Origin of the sequence: Streptomyces sp. URMC 124 (assembly GCF_051386455.1) — a bacterium.
Lineage (GTDB): Bacteria > Actinomycetota > Actinomycetes > Streptomycetales > Streptomycetaceae > Streptomyces.
Window position 1 is genome coordinate 15970 of sequence record NZ_JBPQTS010000047.1, and the last position, 15509, is coordinate 31478.

Genomic DNA, 15509 nt, shown 5'->3' on the forward strand with positions numbered 1-15509 from the left:
GCCCGACGGCCTCCGCCGCTCACGCCTTTCCGTGCGCGTTCCGGAAGCCGTCGAGGACCTTGCCCTCCGTGCTGAGCCAGCCGTGCTCGTAGTCGAACCGGGCAGCGCTCGCGAAGGTGAGGTAGAGCCACTTGAAGTTCTCGGCGAAGAAGTAGGCGGGGCAGTGGTCGCCCTTGGCCTTGGGCTGCCGGGTGACGTCGGTGAGCACCGTGTAGCCGCCCGGTACGCGGTGGTGCCGCTTGAGGTTGCGGAAGTACTGCCAGGCCGTGGTCCGGTAGTACGGGTCCCCGGTCTGCCACCACAACTGGAAGGCACAGTTGGCGTATTCGGGGCGCAGGTCGTTGCGGGTGCTCAGGGCCCGCAGGCGGGTGTAGTCGATCTCTTCGGGGATGACCTCGTACTTGTCCAGGACGGCCGTCCACGAGCGGTAGTAGTCCGCGGCGAGCTCGAGGTCGCTGCCCCCGCCGACCGGCAGGACGGCGACGGCGAGCGCGGACTGCCGCCTGTTGATCAGTTGCCCGGTGCGGAAGTCGACGTGTTTGAACCACAGCAGGCCGTCCACCCGCTCGGCCTGGTGCTTGCGCAGGGCGGCGGTGAACATCGTGAACCAGTCCCGGCACTCCTCGTCGTGGAACATCAGCCAGGCGCCCCACAGGTACTCGTAGAAGGAGTCCGCCGGCGGGTTCACGGCGACGCTCTCGCGGTCCGCCCACCGGCCGGTCTCGACGTTGAGCCGGGTGGCCAGCAGGTCGAGCGAGGAGCGCCGTTCGACGATCGCGCGCAGGGCGCGCTCGGCGGCCCGCCGGTAGCGCGTGTCGCCGGTGATCCGGGAGAGGACGCCGAACTCCAGGATGTTGGTGCCGATCTCGGCCACGGGCAGGGTGGCGCCGGAGGCGCGTCCCGTCCGCAGGTTCACGAACCGGTACGGCATGCCGGTGGGCGACGACGTGAAGGCGGGCAGCAGCCGGTCGGCCAGGTCGGTGCAGCGGTTGAGCAGAGCCTTCTCCCCCGTGGCGAGGTAGCCCGAGAGGAGGCCTCCCACCAGCCGGATGGTGGCCTCGAAGACCTGGAAGTCGGCGTCGACGTCGAAGTCGAGGTGGCTGCCGATCCAGTCGACGCAGCGGTGGACCTCGGTGTCGAGCTCCATCAGGTGCAGCGTGTCGAGGGCCTCGATGATCGACAGGCCCACCGGGTGGTTCCCGGCGAAGAACTCCCGGTGGCGGCCCGACACCGGCAGGACTTCGTCGTGTCCCCAGGCGAACCGCTTGTAGCCCTCCCACGCGTGGACGAACTCCGCCCGGATCTCTCCGGCCTTCTCCCGGTCGGCGCGGAACCTTCTCCGTCGCCCGGGCACCGCCCGGCCGGTGCGCGCGGCGTACGCCCCGGGCACGGCCCCAGCCCCGGTCGCGGCCCGCGCGGCGTCTCCCGCCCGCGCCCTCGCCGCGGCGCGCCCGGCCCCGCCGAGCGCGCCGCTCACGGTGAGACCGCCCGTGGCCGCGAGCCCGGACAGCAGGCGGCGCCGCGTCGCGGGCGCGGGGAGCGAGTCGTACGTCATGACGGGCAGGACCTCCTGGCCACCGGTTCCGCCCCCCGGATCTGATCGCAGTATGCGTCGGGCGGGCCGCTCCGGGCGGCAGGCGCGGCGGGCGGATGGTCATACCACCGTTCGGCCGGATGGCGAGAACCGGACGGCCCCGGAACGGGCCGCTGCCATGCTGATCGCGCGGCGCGGCCGCCGGTGGCCCCGCCGGGACGACGGAGGTGCTCTGTGCGCGAAGGTGCTCGTGAGACGACGGCCGAGGAGGCGGGGCGGCGCAGCGCCGCCCTGGTCATCGAGGAGGCCCTCGGATTCCTCTACCCGGCTGCTCTGCGCGCCGCGGCGGCCGTGGGCGTGGCCGACCACGCGGCGGACGGCCCGCGCACCCCTGCGGAGCTGGCGGCGGCCACCGGCACCCACGAGCCGAGCCTGCGGCGCGTGCTGCGGCTGCTGGCCACGCGCGGCCTGTTCGAGGAGGACGGGCGCGGCCGCTTCCGTCTCACCGAGGCCGGTGACGCCCTCCGCTCGGACGCGCCCGTCCCCGTCGGGCCGGCGGTCATGATGCTCACGGACCCCACGATGTGGCGGCCGGCCGGGGAGCTGGCCCGCTGCCTGGAGGACGGGGGATCCGCATTCGGCCACATCTTCGGCATGCCGTTCTTCGAGCACTTCGCCCGGGACGAGGCGACCGCCGCCGTCTTTCACGAGGGCATGGCCGCCATGTCCGAGGCGGAGAACCGGCCGATCGCCGACGCCTGCCCCTTCCCGGAGACCGCGGGGGACGCCACGGTCGTCGACGTCGGCGGCGGCCACGGCGGCCTGCTGCTGGCGGCGCTCCGCGGCCGGCCCGGCCTGCGGGGCGTGCTGTACGACCGGGCGCACGTGCTGGCGGGCCACCGGCTCGACACCGAGGAGACGAAGGGCCGCTGGTCGCTGCATGAGGGCGACTTCTTCGCGTCCGTCCCGTCCGGCGACGTACACCTGCTCAAGCGCATCCTGCACGACTGGGACGACGAGCAGTGCGTGGGCATCCTGCGCAACTGCCGGCGGGCGCTGGCGCCGGGCGGCCGGGTGCTCGTCATCGACGCGGTCCTGCCGCCGGGCAACGCCCCGCACCAGGGCAAGACGCTGGACGTGATGATGATGGCCTCCCTGGTCGGCCGCGAACGCACGGAGGACGATTTCGTCCGGCTGTTCGACGCGGCGGGTCTGCGGCTGACGCGCGTCATCCCCACGCCGACCGTCCTGTCGATCGTGGAAGGCGTGGAAGGCGTGGTCGGCGACTAGGCGGTCTTCGGCAGGTCTCGCGCCCTTCCCGAAAGGGGCCGGGGCACTCGGCGGCGGCTGTACTCCCTTGGCCCTTGCCCCTTGCGCCCCTTGCGTCTCTTGCCCCTTGTGCGCCTTCGGCCCCATTTCTACGTGTTCCGGTTGCCCTCCTGGTGTGCTGGGTAGGGCGAGACGGTGCCGTTCCGTCTCCGGGCGGCGGCGGGACCGGCATGAAGCCGGCGAACGGCCGAAGGTCCCGATGACAGGGGGTCCTCATGAGTGCCGATGCGCGGCCCGAACCCGGGCTCTCACCCGAGAGGCTGGCCTTCTTCACCGATGCGATCTTCGCGATCGCGATGACGTTGCTGGCGGTGGAACTGGAGCACCCGGACGACGAGCAACTCCACTCCGGTCGCGCCCTGGGGGACTTCCTGGTCGATCAGTGGGGCTCCTACCTCGCGTTCGCGCTGGCGTTCGCGCTCCTGTGGTCGGTATGGCGGCGCCACCACCAGTTGATGGACCGCGTCCGCCGGCTGTCCAAGGCGTTCGCGTTCTGGCACGCGCCGTTCCTCCTCCTGGTCGCCTTCCTGCCGTTCCCGACCACGGTCATCGGCGCCTCCATCGCCAACCCGACCGCGCAGACCCTGTTCGCCGGCACGATGGCCGCCATGGTCTGCTGCGAGGCGACCCTCAAGGAAGTCTCCGTGGCTGCCGGCCTCACCGACCCGGCCGCCGAGGACCCCGCCGCCGACGACCCGGCCACCGATGATCGGGCCGCCATCCGCCACCACGCCGACGCGTCCTGGTCCGTCGGCCTCTGGTTCGCCCTCAGCGCCGCCCTCGCCTGGCTGCTCCCCTACGCCTACGTCATGTGGTTCCTCGCCCCCCTCGCCGCCACCTACGGCGCGCCCCTCCTGACCCGCCTCCGCACCGGCCGTGCCCACCCGCGAGACCGGACCGAGCCGTAACCCCCCGGAGGGGCGCGGGCGTCGCCCGGTCAACCGGATGAAAATCCTCCATATCCCTTGTGTCCCGGATCACTTGAGCCTGCCGCCCGAGGTCCATTGACCTCGATCACCCGCTATGACGAGGATGATCGAAAACCAGGCCTTTGGGGGAAGGGCATGAGTGTTGACATGGCGTATCACCATTTGGGCGCGGGAGTTCTCGATCACGCCCGGAGCCGGCCCGACGGGATCGCGCTGGCGCTCGGCAAGCGCGACGTCACCTACGCGGAGGCCGCCGGCACGGCCTTGAGCTGGGCGGCCCGCATCCTCGACGTCACCGGCGGCAGTCCCCGCCGGGTGGGCGTCTTCGCCCACCGCAGCGAGACCTCCTACCTCGGCACGCTGGCGGCGCTCTTCTCCGGCGCCGCCTTCGTGCCGCTCAACCGGCGCTTTCCCGTCGAGCGCACCCGCTCGATGGTGGAGCGCGCCGGCCTCGACGCGCTGATCGTGGACCAGGGCTCGCTGCCCCAACTCGCCGAGGTGTTACGGGGAATCGCCCGGCCCCCGGCCGTGCTGCTGCCGCACGGCGACGCGGGCGACCGGGAGCAGCTCGCCGCCGCCGGGGCCCCGGCCGTGCTCACCGCGGCGGACCTCGCCGCCGCCGAGCCGCTCGCCACCGCCGTGCAGGCGGGGGAACACGACCTGGCCTACCTGCTCTTCACCTCCGGCAGCACCGGCGCCCCCAAGGGCGTGCCGGTCACCCACGGCAACGCGCGCTCGTTCCTCGCCGCGGCCCAGGCCCGCTACGGCATCACGCCCGAGGACCGGTTCAGCCAGACCTTCGACCAGACCTTCGACCTGTCGGTCTTCGACCTGTTCATGGCCTGGGAGCACGGAGCCCGGGTCTGCGCCATGGACTCCATCGAGATCCTCGCCCCCTTCCGATACCTGGAGCGCAACGAGGTCACCGTCTGGTTCTCGGTGCCGTCCGTGGCGGCCGTCCTGCGCAAGCGCGGGGCGCTGACCCCGGGCCGGATGCCGGGCCTGCGCTGGAGCCTGTTCTGCGGCGAGGCGCTGCCGCGCGCCACCGCGGAGGCCTGGCAGGCCGCGGCCCCCTCCTCCGTCGTGGAGAACCTGTACGGCCCCACCGAACTGACCATCGCCTGCACGGCCTACCGCTGGGACCCGCAGGCGAGCCCGGCCGCGTGCGTCCACGACAACGTCCCGATCGGGCGCCCCTTCCCGGGGCTCGCACCGCTCGTCGTGGACGACGGGCTGGAGCCCGTCGCCGAGGGCGCCACCGGCGAGCTGTGCGTGGCCGGAGCGCAGACCACGCCCGGCTACTGGCAGGACCCGGCCCGCACGGCGGAACGGTTCTTCGACCGCGACGGCAGGACGTACTACCGCACCGGCGACCTGGTGCGCGCCGGGGACGGCGGCGACTACGTCTACCTCGGCCGCAACGACCAGCAGGTCAAGATCGGCGGCTACCGCGTCGAACTCGGCGAGATCGAAGCGGCGTTGCGCCGCGCCGGCTGCGCCGAAGCCGTCTGCATCCACCGGCCCGGTGAGGACGCGGTCGCCGCCGTCGTCTCCGGCGCGGACGACCCGGAGGCCCTCGCCGACGCCGTCGCCGCGCTGCTGCCCGCCTACATGGTGCCGAAGTCCGTGCACGCCGTCGACGAGATGCCGGTCAACGGCAACGGCAAGGTCGACCGCAACGCCCTGCGCTCCTGGCTGGACACCCTCGCCGCGGCCGTATGAGCCGCCCGGCCGCACGCCCGGTCACACGCCCGGCCGCACGCGCGGCCGCCCGGCACGCCACGACACGCCTCGAAGACCGCTCCGTGGAGAAGAAGATGAACAGCGTCGACCAGCTGATCGCGCACACCCTCAGGATCGACGAAGGCAGGATCACCGACGACCTGGAGTACCAGTCCGTCCGGGAGTGGGACTCCCTGGGGCACGTGACGCTGATGATGGCCCTGGAGAACGCGTACGGCACCCCCGTGGACGACGAACTCACCCTGGAACTGCGGACGGTGGCCGCGATCCGCGCCTTCGCCGCCGACCACGCGGGCCCGGCCCCCGCCGCAAGCGCAGCCCCGGCGGCCGGGGCCGCGGACGACGAGAAGCCCGCCGCGCCGTCCGTAACCGCGGCGCAGGCCGAAAAGGCCGTCCACCGCGGGCTCGAAGGCGTCAGCTTCGACCACTCCGCCATCACCCGCATCGACGGTGCCGAGGGCGTCCTCGAGTACCGCGGCTACAGCATCCACGACCTCGCCGAGCACGCCTCGTACACGGAGGTCGCCCACCTCCTCGTCCACGGCGAGCTGCCGGACGCGCACACCCGCGAAGCGTTCGAGAAGGAGCTGTGCGCCCGCCGCGCCCTGCCGCCAGAGGTGCTCGCCCTCGTCCGCTCGCTCGCCCACGCCCACCCCATGGACGCCCTGCTCGCCTGCCTTCCCGCCCTCGCCGCCTACGGGCCCCGGCGCGACGCGGCCGCGGACGAGACGTACGAGGAGGCGCTCGACGCGGGCATCACGCTGCTGGCCCGCGTCCCCATGCTGGTCGCGGCCCACCACGCCGTCCGCGAGGGCCGCGAGCCCGTCGTCCCGGCCGGGGACGTGCCCGCCGTCGAGGCGTTCCTGACGCTGCTCCTGGGCACGGCGCCCACCCCGGCGGCGGTCCGCTTCATGAACAAGGGGCTGATCGTCCACGCCGACCACAGCTCCAACGCCTCCGCGTTCGCCGCCCGCGTGGCCACCGGGGCCCGGGCCGGGATGAACGCCGCCCTCACCGCCGCCGTGGCGACGTTCGGCGGCTCGGTGCACGGCGGTGCGGCCGAGCGCGTCGTCCGCCTCATCGACGACGTCGGCGACCCCGCGCACGCCGCGGCCTACGTGGCGGAGCTGCACGGCCGCGGCGAGCCCGTCATGGGCTTCGGCCACCGCGTCTACCGCACCGAGGACCCGCGCGTGCGCCACCTGCGCGCCACCGTCGCCGAGCTCAGCGCGGAGCGCGGCGACACCCGCGGTCTGGACGTCCTCGACGCGGTCGCCGCCGCGATGGGCCCCTACGCCCGGCGCGGCGTCGCCCCCAACGTCGACCTGTACGCGGGGCTCGCCTACCGGCTGCTCGGCCTGCCCGACGACCTGGCCGTGCCCCTCTTCGTCGTCGGCCGCACCGCCGGCTGGGTCGCCCAAGTGCTCGAACAGCACGCCAACAACGTGCTCATCCGCCCCCTCCTCAGCTACGACGGCCCCCGCTCGCGCCGCTACGAGGGAGGCGCCGCATGAGCCGCCACCTGCTGTGCATCGGCCGCTCCCGGCAGATGCACGCCAAGGCCCACCGCCTGGGCCTGCGCCTGAGCGTCGTCGCCGAGCTGTCCCGGGTGCGCACCCAGCGGGACCTGTCCATGTACGAGCGGATCGTCGCCCTGCCCGACACCGCCGGAGTGGCCGAGTGGGTCGCCGCCGCCCGCATGGTGCACGAGCACGACCCGGTCGACGCCATCGGCGGGTTCAACGAGGAGACGCAGGAGTACGCCGCCGTGATCGCCGGCGCGCTCGGCCTGCCGTACCACGCGCTGGAGACCGTCCGCGCCACCCGCAACAAGCACCTGATGCGCGACGCGCTCCGGAAGGCCGGGGTCGATCCCACGCCGGCGCGCGAGATCGGCGGGCGCGACGACGTCACGGCCTTCGCGGCGGAACACGGCTATCCGCTGGTGGTCAAGCCGGTCGACGGCAGCGGCAGCGCCGCCGTCACCGTCGTCCGCTCGGCCGCCGACGTCCCCGCCCGGCTGCCCGAGGGCTACCGGATGCTCGCCGAGGGCTTCCTCGACGGCCGGGAATACAGCGTCGAGGCGCTCTCCGAGAAGGGGGAGCACCGCGTCGTCTGCGTGACCCAGAAGTTCACCGACGAGGCCACCCGGGTGGAGACCGGCCACTGCGTGCCCGCGCCCGTGGACGACGGGATGCGGGCCGCCGTCGACGCGTTCGTCCCGCGGGTCCTGGACGCCCTGGGCGTGACGGACGGGCCCACGCACACCGAGGTCATCGCCACGGCGGGCGGGCTGCGCGTCGTCGAGACCCACCTCCGGCTCGGCGGCGACCACATCGTCGAACTCGTCGAACTCGCCCTGGGCCTCGACCTCGACACCGCCTGGGTCCGCCAGGTGGCGGGGGAGCCGGTCGTGCCCGGGCTGTTCACCGAGGCCTTCCGTGCGGCGGCAATCACCTTCGCCACGCCCGCCGCCACCGGCGTCCTGGAGCGCACGGAGGGCACCGAGGAGGCCGCCGCGATGCCCGGCGTCGTCACCGTCGAGCAGCTCCGGGAGCCGGGCGCGACGTTCGGGGCACCGCTCACCAGCCAGGGCAGGGCCGCCTGCGTCATCGCCACCGGCGCGACGAGCGAGGAAGCCGTCGAGCGCAGCCGGGCGGCGGCCGGGAAGCTGAGGTTCGTGGTGGCATGCGCGGGGTGAAGCTCGGCCGGCCCGGCGCCATGCTGCTCGGCGGCACCCTCGCCACCAGCCTCGGCGGCGGCATGCAGACCCTGGCGGCGGGAAAGCTGCTCTACGACGAGACCGGCTCGATCGCCGCCTTCGGCATCGTCCTGATCGTCGAACAGATCCTCACCTTCACGGTCCCCCTGGTGGCCGGGCCGTGGGTGGACCGCGGCGACCCGCGGCGCATCTGCACCGCGATCGAGCTCGCCCGCGGAACCGCGCTCGTCGCCATCGGGTGTGTCATGCTCTCCGGACCCGGCCCGCTGGGCTGGATCATGGCGATGTCGCTGTGCATCAAGGCAGGGCAGCCGTTCTACCGCGGCGCGATGTTCTCGATGGCGCCCTCCGCCGTGCCCGCCGCGGCACTGGGCACCTTCAACGCCTACTCGAACATCGCCCAGCAGGGCGGGGCGCTGCTCGGGGCCGCCGTCGCCGGGGTGATCATCCAGGCCTGGGGCGCCTCGGCGTGCTTCCTGGTGACCGGCGCCGGCTTCCTGCTGTCGGGCCTGGCCATCGCCGCCGCGCGGATGCCCCGGCCCGAGTCGGACCCCGCGGCGGGAAAGGGTGCCTCGGCAGGCTGGGGCCCCGTCGTCGCCCTGCTGCGCACGGAGCGGGGCTTCGCCCGCCACCTCCTGCTGGGCACCGCGGACAACATTGCCGTGGTGCTGTTCAACCTGCTGCTGTTCGCCGTCGTCGCACGGCACTTCGGCGGCAGCGCCTACTGGCTGTCGGCCATGGACTGCGCCTTCGCCGTCGGCGCGATCTGCGCCGCACCCGTCCTCGGCCCCCTCGAAGCGAAGCTGGGGCCCAAGGGCGCGGTCAGGGCCGGGCTCGCGGGGCAGGCCCTGTGCTTCGCGGCCCTCGCGGCCGGGCCGGGCGGCCCCGCCGTGATCGCCTTGGCGCTCGCCCTGGGCGCCTGCAACACCGTCTCCTGGACGACGGTGACCACCGCTCTGCAGCTCAGGGCGGGCAAGGCCGTGCGCGGCCGGATCGGCACCGCCCGCAACCTGGTCACGGCGGGGGTCTCGGCGGCCCTGGTGCCGCTCGTCTCCCGCCTGGAACAGCGGTCGCTGGGCTTCGCCCTGCTGGCCGGAGCGGTCGTCGTCGCGGCGTACGTGCTGCTGGCGGGGGCCGTCGCGGGGGACCGGCAGACGCCAGGCGAGGACGGCGCGGCACGGCAGGACGGCACGACACGTAACGAGACGTCGGGAGACGAGAAGGAAGTGACTGCCACGTGATCACCCGGGAGCAGCTCGCGGGACGCGACGCACGGCTGTACAGCCTGCCGCGGTTCGCCGCCGGACACGGCACGGACCTCGCGGCCGTGCCGTACACCGGACGCGTCCTGCTGGAGGCGCTGCTGCGCGCGGGCGAGCCCGGGAAGGCGGCCCTCCTCGCGGAACGGCTGGCCGCGGGCGAGGAGCCCGGCCTGGAGATGGCGTTCCCGCCCGCCCGCATCCTCGTGCAGGACTACACCGGCATCCCGCTGCTGGTCGACCTGGCGGCGCTGCGCAGCCGCGTGGACCGGCCCGAGCGGGTCAACCCGGTGCTGCCCGTCGACGTGGTCGTCGACCACTCGGTCCAGACCGACTGGGCGGGCCGGCCGGACGCCCGGGCCCGTAACGAAGCGCTCGAACACGCACGCAACGCCGAGCGCTACGCCTTCCTGAAGTGGGCGCGGAGCGCCTTCGACGGCGTGCGGGTGATCCCGCCGGGCCGCGGCATCGTCCACCAGGTGAACCTGGAGCAGCTCGCCACCGTCGTCGCCTCCGGTCCCGACGGCCTGCTCTTCCCGGACACCGTCATCGGCACCGACAGCCACACCACCATGGTCAACGGGCTGGGCGTGCTGGGCTGGGGCGTGGGCGGCCTGGAGGCCGAGGCCCTGATGCTCGGCCTCGCCCAGCCGATCCGCATCCCCGCGATCGTGGGGGTCCGGCTCACCGGTGCGGTCCGCCCCGGCGTCTCGCCCACCGACGTCGTGCTGACCCTCACCCGGCGGCTGCGCGAGGAGAACGTGCGCGGCCTGCTGGTGGAGTTCACCGGCCCCGGCACCGACGCGCTCTCCGCCGCCGACCGGTGCACCGTCGCCAACATGGCCCCGGAGTACGGCGCGATGGCGGCGTACTTCCCCGTCGACGCCGAGACCCTGCGCTACCTGCGGCAGACCGGGCGCCGCGACGAGGACGTCCGCCTGGCCGAGGCGTACTGCCGTCACCAGCACCTGCTGCGGGAGGAGGGCGGCGGGAGCCCCGAGCCGCGCTTCGGCCGCGTCGTCGACTTCGACCTCGGCGCCGTGCGGCCGAGCCTGGCCGGACCGAGCCAGCCCGACCAGCGCATCGCCGTCCCCGAACTCCCCGCTTCCTTCGCCCGGTTCCACGGCGGGCCGGTGCGCACCGCGAACGGCCTGAGCGACGGCGACGTCGTGATCGCCGCCATCACCTCCTGCACCAGCACGTCCAACCCGAAGGCCATGCTGGCCGCCGGGCTCCTGGCCCGGCGGGCCGTCGAGCGCGGCCTGACCGTCCCGGACCGGGTGAAGACGAGCCTGTCGCCCGGCTCCCGCGCCGTCACCCGCTACCTGGAGGACGCCGGCCTGCTGCCGTACCTGGAGAAGCTGGGCTTCCACGTCACGGGCTACGGGTGCATGACCTGCAACGGCGGCAGCGGCCCCCTGGCCGACGGCGTCGGCGAGACCGTCGACGCGCACGGCCTGAACGTCGCCGCGGTCCTCAGCGGCAACCGCAACTTCGAGGCACGCGTCCACGGCCAGGTCCGCGCGGGCTACCTCGCCTCGCCCGCGCTGGTCGTCGCCCTCGCCCTCGCCGGGTCCGTCCGCACCGACCTGGAGCGCGAACCGCTGGGCACCGGCAGCGACGGCGAGCCCGTCCTGCTGGCCGACCTCTGGCCCACCGGCGCCGAACTGGCCGCGCTCGAAGCCGAATTCCTCACCCCCGCGCTCTTCGCCGCCGCGGACGGCGACGACCCCGGCTGGGACGCGATCACCGCACCCGAGGGCCCGGTCTTCCCCTGGGACGAGGACTCCACCTACATCCGGCCCCCCGCCTTCGTCGGGGCGGCCCGGCCCGCCGACGCACCGGTGCGCGCCGCCCGCGCCCTGCTCGCCCTCGGCGACGACGTCAGCACCGACCACATCTCCCCGGTCGGCGCCATCCCGAAGGACTCGCCCGCCGGTGTCCACCTGCGCGAGCGGGGCGTGACGGACTTCAACTCCTACGGCTCCCGCCGCGGCAACCACGAGGTCATGGCCCGGGGCACCTTCTCCAACCCGCGCCTGCACAACGCCCTGACCGGGCCCGGCGGCAGCGGCGGCACCACGCTCCACCTCCCCGGCGGCGAACGGCTGCCCGTCCACGAGGCGGCCCGCCGCTACGAAGCCGAAGGCACCCCGCTGATCGTGCTCGCCGGGAAGAACTACGGCAAGGGCTCCTCCCGCGACTGGGCGGCCAAGGGCCCCTGGCTGCTGGGCGTCCGCGCCGTCCTCGCCGAGAGCTTCGAACGCATCCACCGGGCCAACCTCTGCGCCATGGGCATCCTCCCGCTGCTCCTGCCGGACGGCAGCGGCTGGGCCGCGCTCGGCCTCACCGGCCACGAGGAGTTCACGCTGGAGGGCCTGGAGACCATGCGCGAGAGGGGCACGGTGCGCGTCGTGGCCGGCGGCGTCACGTTCACCGCCCGCGCCGACGTGCACACGACGGGGGAATGGGACGTCCTCCTCGCGGGCGGCACCCTGCCCCACCTGCTCGGCCGGCTGGCGGCCGCCGCGCAGGAGGACGGCGGGGAAGCGGCATGAGCCGGGACATCCTCGCCGGGCTGGACCTGCTCGACGCCGCCCGCGCCGACGCGCTCGCCGACCGGACGCAGTCCTTCGCCCCCGTCCACCTCGGCACGCGCGACGTGCCCGTCGGCACCCTCCTGGACCTGATCCACGAGGACGACGCCCTGCTGCCCCCGCGCACCGGGCACCTCGGCAACTGGGAGGACATCGCCCTCGGGCGCTCCGGCCCGATGGACTTCAACACCGCCATCTGCGGGCAGGGCCACGGCTACCCGCTCATCTACGGCTTCACGCAGACCGAGACCGAGCCCGACGGCACGGGCCCCGCCGGGGGCGACGCCGTCTACCTGCCCGGGTCCGTCGTCGACCGCGGCAGCCGGAGCGTCCTGCCGCTGTACACCTGGGACGGCCGGGCGCTCGTGCGCCGCGACCGCAGCCGCCCGCTGTTCTGCCCGCTCGTCAGCACCGAGCACGAGGGCGGCCTCGTCCCGCTGGTGGACGTGCACTGGCGCCGCATGCACACCATCGCCGGGTACCGCTTCGCACTGGAAGCCTCCTCGATCGTCGCGAACGCCGAGGCGTTCACCGCCATGCTGACCCTCCTGCTGGAGGAGGCGGCAGCCGGCCCGGGTCCGCGGCGCGCCTTCGGGGAGCTCATCAGCCACGCCGTCCGGCTCGACGGAGAGGTCTCCCGCTGCGAGATCCGGCCCGACGGCCGCGGCCTGGTGCTCGCCGGCCACCGCTACGGCTCGGCCCGCGCCCTCGCCGAAGCGGCCCTGGAACCCTTCCGCGCCCTGACCGGCCCGCAGGACTTCCAGGACCGGCTCGGCGCGCTGCCGCCCGTCCTGCCTGTCGTCTCCCACCTGCTCACCAGCGTCCTGACCGGACTCTTCGGCACCCACCTGCCCGACGGGCCCGCGGGCCGCGACACGGACCCGTTCGTCACCCACCTGCACTGGGGCGCGCGGGCGATGGCCGGCTGCCCGCCCCGGCGAGGCGGCTACTTCACCCGCAAGGCCACCGTCCGCGGGATGCGCGCCATCGCCTCCAGCCTGATGCGCTCCTTCCCCGAGGCCCGGCCGCTGTGCGTGGTGCTGCTGCCGGCGCCCGTCTTCATGCTCTGCCCGGCCGGCACGGACCCGCGCGACGCCGACCTGATGGCCATGCTCCTGCGCACGGTCGGCGCCGCCCGGCCCGACGCCGCCTACGCCACCGCGACCGGCTGGCTGCAGGAGCACGGCGAGGGCTTCTCCGCGTACCTGCGCGGCCGGTTCCGCGACGGCAGCGGCGTCCCGCACGACGGCGTCCCGCGCGAGCCGTCCGTCCCCGTCGAGCCCGAAGGCTTCCGCGACCTCACCTTCCGCCAGGCCTCGGCGGTCGTGGCGGCCTTCGAGGAGGTGATCAACGCATGAGCCGCAGCCGCAGCACGAGCCGGCCCGTGAGCGGGGCCGTGGGCGGGCCCGTGAAGGCCGAGCACCACACCCTGCGCGCCGCTCTCGCGGAGCCGTTCTCCAGCAACACCGGCGTGACCACCCACGTACAGCAAGAGGTGCTCGTCCTGCACTGGGAGGGGCTGACCGGATACGGCACCGCCCTCGCGACCCGCCCCGGCGAGCTCGACGCCTGCCTGCCGCTGCTCGCGGACGCCTCCCCGCTCGCCCTCGCCCGCACCCTCGACCGGCTGCACGCGGCCGGCATCCGCCCGGCCGTCACCGCCGCCGTCGACATGGCCCTCCACGACCTCCTCGGCAAACGCGCCGGCCTGCCGCTGCACGCCCTGCTCGGCCTCGCGGGCCGGCCCCTCGCCCCGACGGCCCTGTCCATCGGCGCCGGCTCCGACGAGGAACTCATCCGCCGCGGCCGGGCCCTGGCCCACTGGCCCGTCCTCAAGCTCAAGCTCACCCCCCAGGACGACGGCAGCCGGGCCGGGATCCTGCGCGAGGTCTACGACGGGCGCATCTGGGTCGACGGCAACGGCTCCTGGACGCCCGGCCGCGCCGTCGAGGTCGCCCGCGAACTCGACCGGCACGGCGTGGAACTCCTCGAACAGCCCGTCCCGCCCGGCCCGGCCGACCTCCTGCGCTACGTCCACGAGAACGCCCCCCTGCCCGTCGTCGCCGACGAGGACTGCACGGGCCCCGAGGACGTCCTGCGGCTGCGCGGCTGCGCCTCCGCCGTCAACATCAAGCTGACCAAGTGCGGCGGCTTGCGGCGCGCCCACGAAACCGCCGTCCTCGCCCGCAGGGCGGGGCTGAAGGTGATGCTCGGCTGCAAGACCGAGAGCGCCCTCGGCGTCACCGCCATGGCCCAGCTCGCCCCCCTGGCCGACCACCTCGACCTGGACGGCCACGTCGACCTCGCCGACGACCCCTTCCGCGGCCTGCGGATCGACGAGGGGACGCTCCTGATGCCCGACGGCCCCGGCCTCGGCGTGACCGCAACAGACACCACCGATGGAGAGAGCTGACATGAAACTCCGCTGCGCCGTGCTCGACGACTTCCAGTCCGTCGCGACCACCGTCGCCGACTGGTCGCCCGTCACCGACGACGTCGACGTCGTCTCCTTCCCCGAGCACTTCGCCACCGAGGACGCCCTCGCCGCCGCCCTCGCGGACTTCGACATCGTCGTCACCCTCCGCGAGCGCGTCCCCTTCCCGGCCTCCCTCCTGGCCCGCCTGCCCCGGCTGAAGCTGCTCGTCGCCTCCGGCATGCGCAACTCCGTCATCGACTACGCCGCCGCCGAGCGGCACGGCGTCACCGTGTGCGGCACCGCCAGCTCCTCCACCCCGCCCGTCGAGCTGACCTGGGCCCTGCTCCTGGGCCTCGCCCGCGGCATCGTCCCCGAGGCCACCGCGCTGCGCCTCGGCGGCCCCTGGCAGTCCACCGTCGGCGCCGACCTGCACGGCCGCCGCCTCGGCCTGCTCGGCCTGGGGAAGATCGGCAGCCGGGTCGCCCAGGTGGGCCTCGCCTTCGGCATGGACGTCGTGGCCTGGAGCCAGAACCTCACCAAGGAGCGGGCGGACGAGGTCGGCACCGGCCTCGCGGCCTCCAAGGAGGAGCTGCTGGAGACCAGCGACTTCGTCTCCGTCCACCTGGCGCTCAGCGACCGCACCCGGGGCCTGCTCGGCGCCGCGGAGCTCGGTCTGATGCGCCCCACCGGCTACCTGGTCAACACCTCGCGGGCGGCCATCGTCGACCAGGACGCGCTCGTCGCGGCGCTGCACGCCGGGACCATCGCGGGCGCCGGCGTCGACGTCTTCGACGTCGAGCCGCTGCCGGAGGACCACCCGATGCGCAGCGCGCCCCGCTTGCTCGCCACCCCGCACCTCGGCTACGTCTCCCGCAGCAACTACGCGACCTACTACGGCCACGCCGTCGAGGACATCCGGGCGTTCCTGGCGGGTTCGCCGGTCCGCCGCCTCGGCTGAGACGCGGCCCCGCCCGGAGACG

General features: G+C 74.2%; 11 protein-coding genes. 10 read left to right on the plus strand and 1 reads right to left on the minus strand.

Annotated elements, in window-relative coordinates; translation table 11 throughout:
• Positions 1 to 19: 19 nt before the first annotated feature.
• Positions 20 to 1555: a glycoside hydrolase family 47 protein gene (locus ACSNOG_RS12885; RefSeq protein WP_436752753.1), complete on the minus strand. Its 1536-nt coding sequence runs from the start codon at positions 1553 to 1555 to the stop codon at positions 20 to 22.
• A gap of 213 nt (positions 1556 to 1768) precedes the next feature.
• On the opposite strand from ACSNOG_RS12885, the gene ACSNOG_RS12890 reads away from it, so the two are divergent.
• From ACSNOG_RS12890 to ACSNOG_RS12935, 10 genes are all read left to right on the plus strand, one after another.
• On the plus strand, positions 1769 to 2824 hold the full coding sequence (locus ACSNOG_RS12890; RefSeq protein ID WP_436752754.1) for a methyltransferase: 1056 nt from the start codon (positions 1769 to 1771) through the stop codon (positions 2822 to 2824).
• A gap of 254 nt (positions 2825 to 3078) precedes the next feature.
• Entirely contained in the window at positions 3079 to 3771 is a 693-nt protein-coding gene (locus tag ACSNOG_RS12895) for a TMEM175 family protein (RefSeq protein WP_436752755.1), read from the plus strand.
• Positions 3772 to 3927: 156 nt separating this feature from the next.
• Positions 3928 to 5514, plus strand: coding sequence for an amino acid adenylation domain-containing protein (locus ACSNOG_RS12900; protein ID WP_436752756.1), 1587 nt, complete (start codon positions 3928 to 3930; stop codon positions 5512 to 5514).
• A gap of 95 nt (positions 5515 to 5609) precedes the next feature.
• Positions 5610 to 7049, plus strand: coding sequence for a citrate/2-methylcitrate synthase (locus ACSNOG_RS12905; RefSeq protein WP_436752757.1), 1440 nt, complete (start codon positions 5610 to 5612; stop codon positions 7047 to 7049).
• A complete protein-coding gene (locus ACSNOG_RS12910) occupies positions 7046 to 8236 on the plus strand; it encodes an ATP-grasp domain-containing protein (RefSeq protein ID WP_436752758.1) in 1191 nt (396 codons plus the stop codon). Before ACSNOG_RS12905 ends, ACSNOG_RS12910 begins: the two co-directional genes overlap by 4 nt.
• Positions 8224 to 9498, plus strand: a complete 1275-nt coding sequence (locus tag ACSNOG_RS12915) for an MFS transporter (RefSeq protein ID WP_436752759.1) — start codon at positions 8224 to 8226, stop codon at positions 9496 to 9498. Before ACSNOG_RS12910 ends, ACSNOG_RS12915 begins: the two co-directional genes overlap by 13 nt.
• Positions 9495 to 12074, plus strand: coding sequence for an aconitate hydratase AcnA (gene acnA / locus ACSNOG_RS12920; protein ID WP_436752760.1), 2580 nt, complete (start codon positions 9495 to 9497; stop codon positions 12072 to 12074). Before ACSNOG_RS12915 ends, acnA begins: the two co-directional genes overlap by 4 nt.
• Positions 12071 to 13471, plus strand: a complete 1401-nt coding sequence (locus tag ACSNOG_RS12925; protein ID WP_436752761.1) for a DUF6025 family protein — start codon at positions 12071 to 12073, stop codon at positions 13469 to 13471. The genes acnA and ACSNOG_RS12925 overlap by 4 nt, the downstream gene beginning before the upstream one ends.
• Positions 13468 to 14526 (plus strand): mandelate racemase/muconate lactonizing enzyme family protein, encoded by a 1059-nt coding sequence (locus ACSNOG_RS12930; RefSeq protein WP_436752762.1) that lies wholly within the window; start codon positions 13468 to 13470, stop codon positions 14524 to 14526. The genes ACSNOG_RS12925 and ACSNOG_RS12930 overlap by 4 nt, the downstream gene beginning before the upstream one ends.
• 1 nt (position 14527) lies before the next feature.
• Positions 14528 to 15487, plus strand: a complete 960-nt coding sequence (locus ACSNOG_RS12935; RefSeq protein WP_436752763.1) for a D-2-hydroxyacid dehydrogenase family protein — start codon at positions 14528 to 14530, stop codon at positions 15485 to 15487.
• The last annotated feature ends 22 nt before the right edge of the window (positions 15488 to 15509 follow it).

Excerpts from the sequence above, each read along its gene's own strand:
- ACSNOG_RS12885 (WP_436752753.1), bottom strand. The coding sequence starts at position 1,555 with ATGACGTACGACTCGCTCCCCGCGCCCGCGACGCGGCGCCGCCTGCTG.
- ACSNOG_RS12895 (WP_436752755.1), top strand. The coding sequence starts at position 3,079 with ATGAGTGCCGATGCGCGGCCCGAACCCGGGCTCTCACCCGAGAGGCTG.
- ACSNOG_RS12900 (WP_436752756.1), top strand. The coding sequence starts at position 3,928 with ATGAGTGTTGACATGGCGTATCACCATTTGGGCGCGGGAGTTCTCGAT.
- ACSNOG_RS12905 (WP_436752757.1), top strand. The coding sequence starts at position 5,610 with ATGAACAGCGTCGACCAGCTGATCGCGCACACCCTCAGGATCGACGAA.
- ACSNOG_RS12910 (WP_436752758.1), top strand. The coding sequence starts at position 7,046 with ATGAGCCGCCACCTGCTGTGCATCGGCCGCTCCCGGCAGATGCACGCC.
- ACSNOG_RS12915 (WP_436752759.1), top strand. The coding sequence starts at position 8,224 with ATGCGCGGGGTGAAGCTCGGCCGGCCCGGCGCCATGCTGCTCGGCGGC.
- ACSNOG_RS12925 (WP_436752761.1), top strand. The coding sequence starts at position 12,071 with ATGAGCCGGGACATCCTCGCCGGGCTGGACCTGCTCGACGCCGCCCGC.
- ACSNOG_RS12930 (WP_436752762.1), top strand. The coding sequence starts at position 13,468 with ATGAGCCGCAGCCGCAGCACGAGCCGGCCCGTGAGCGGGGCCGTGGGC.
- ACSNOG_RS12935 (WP_436752763.1), top strand. The coding sequence starts at position 14,528 with ATGAAACTCCGCTGCGCCGTGCTCGACGACTTCCAGTCCGTCGCGACC.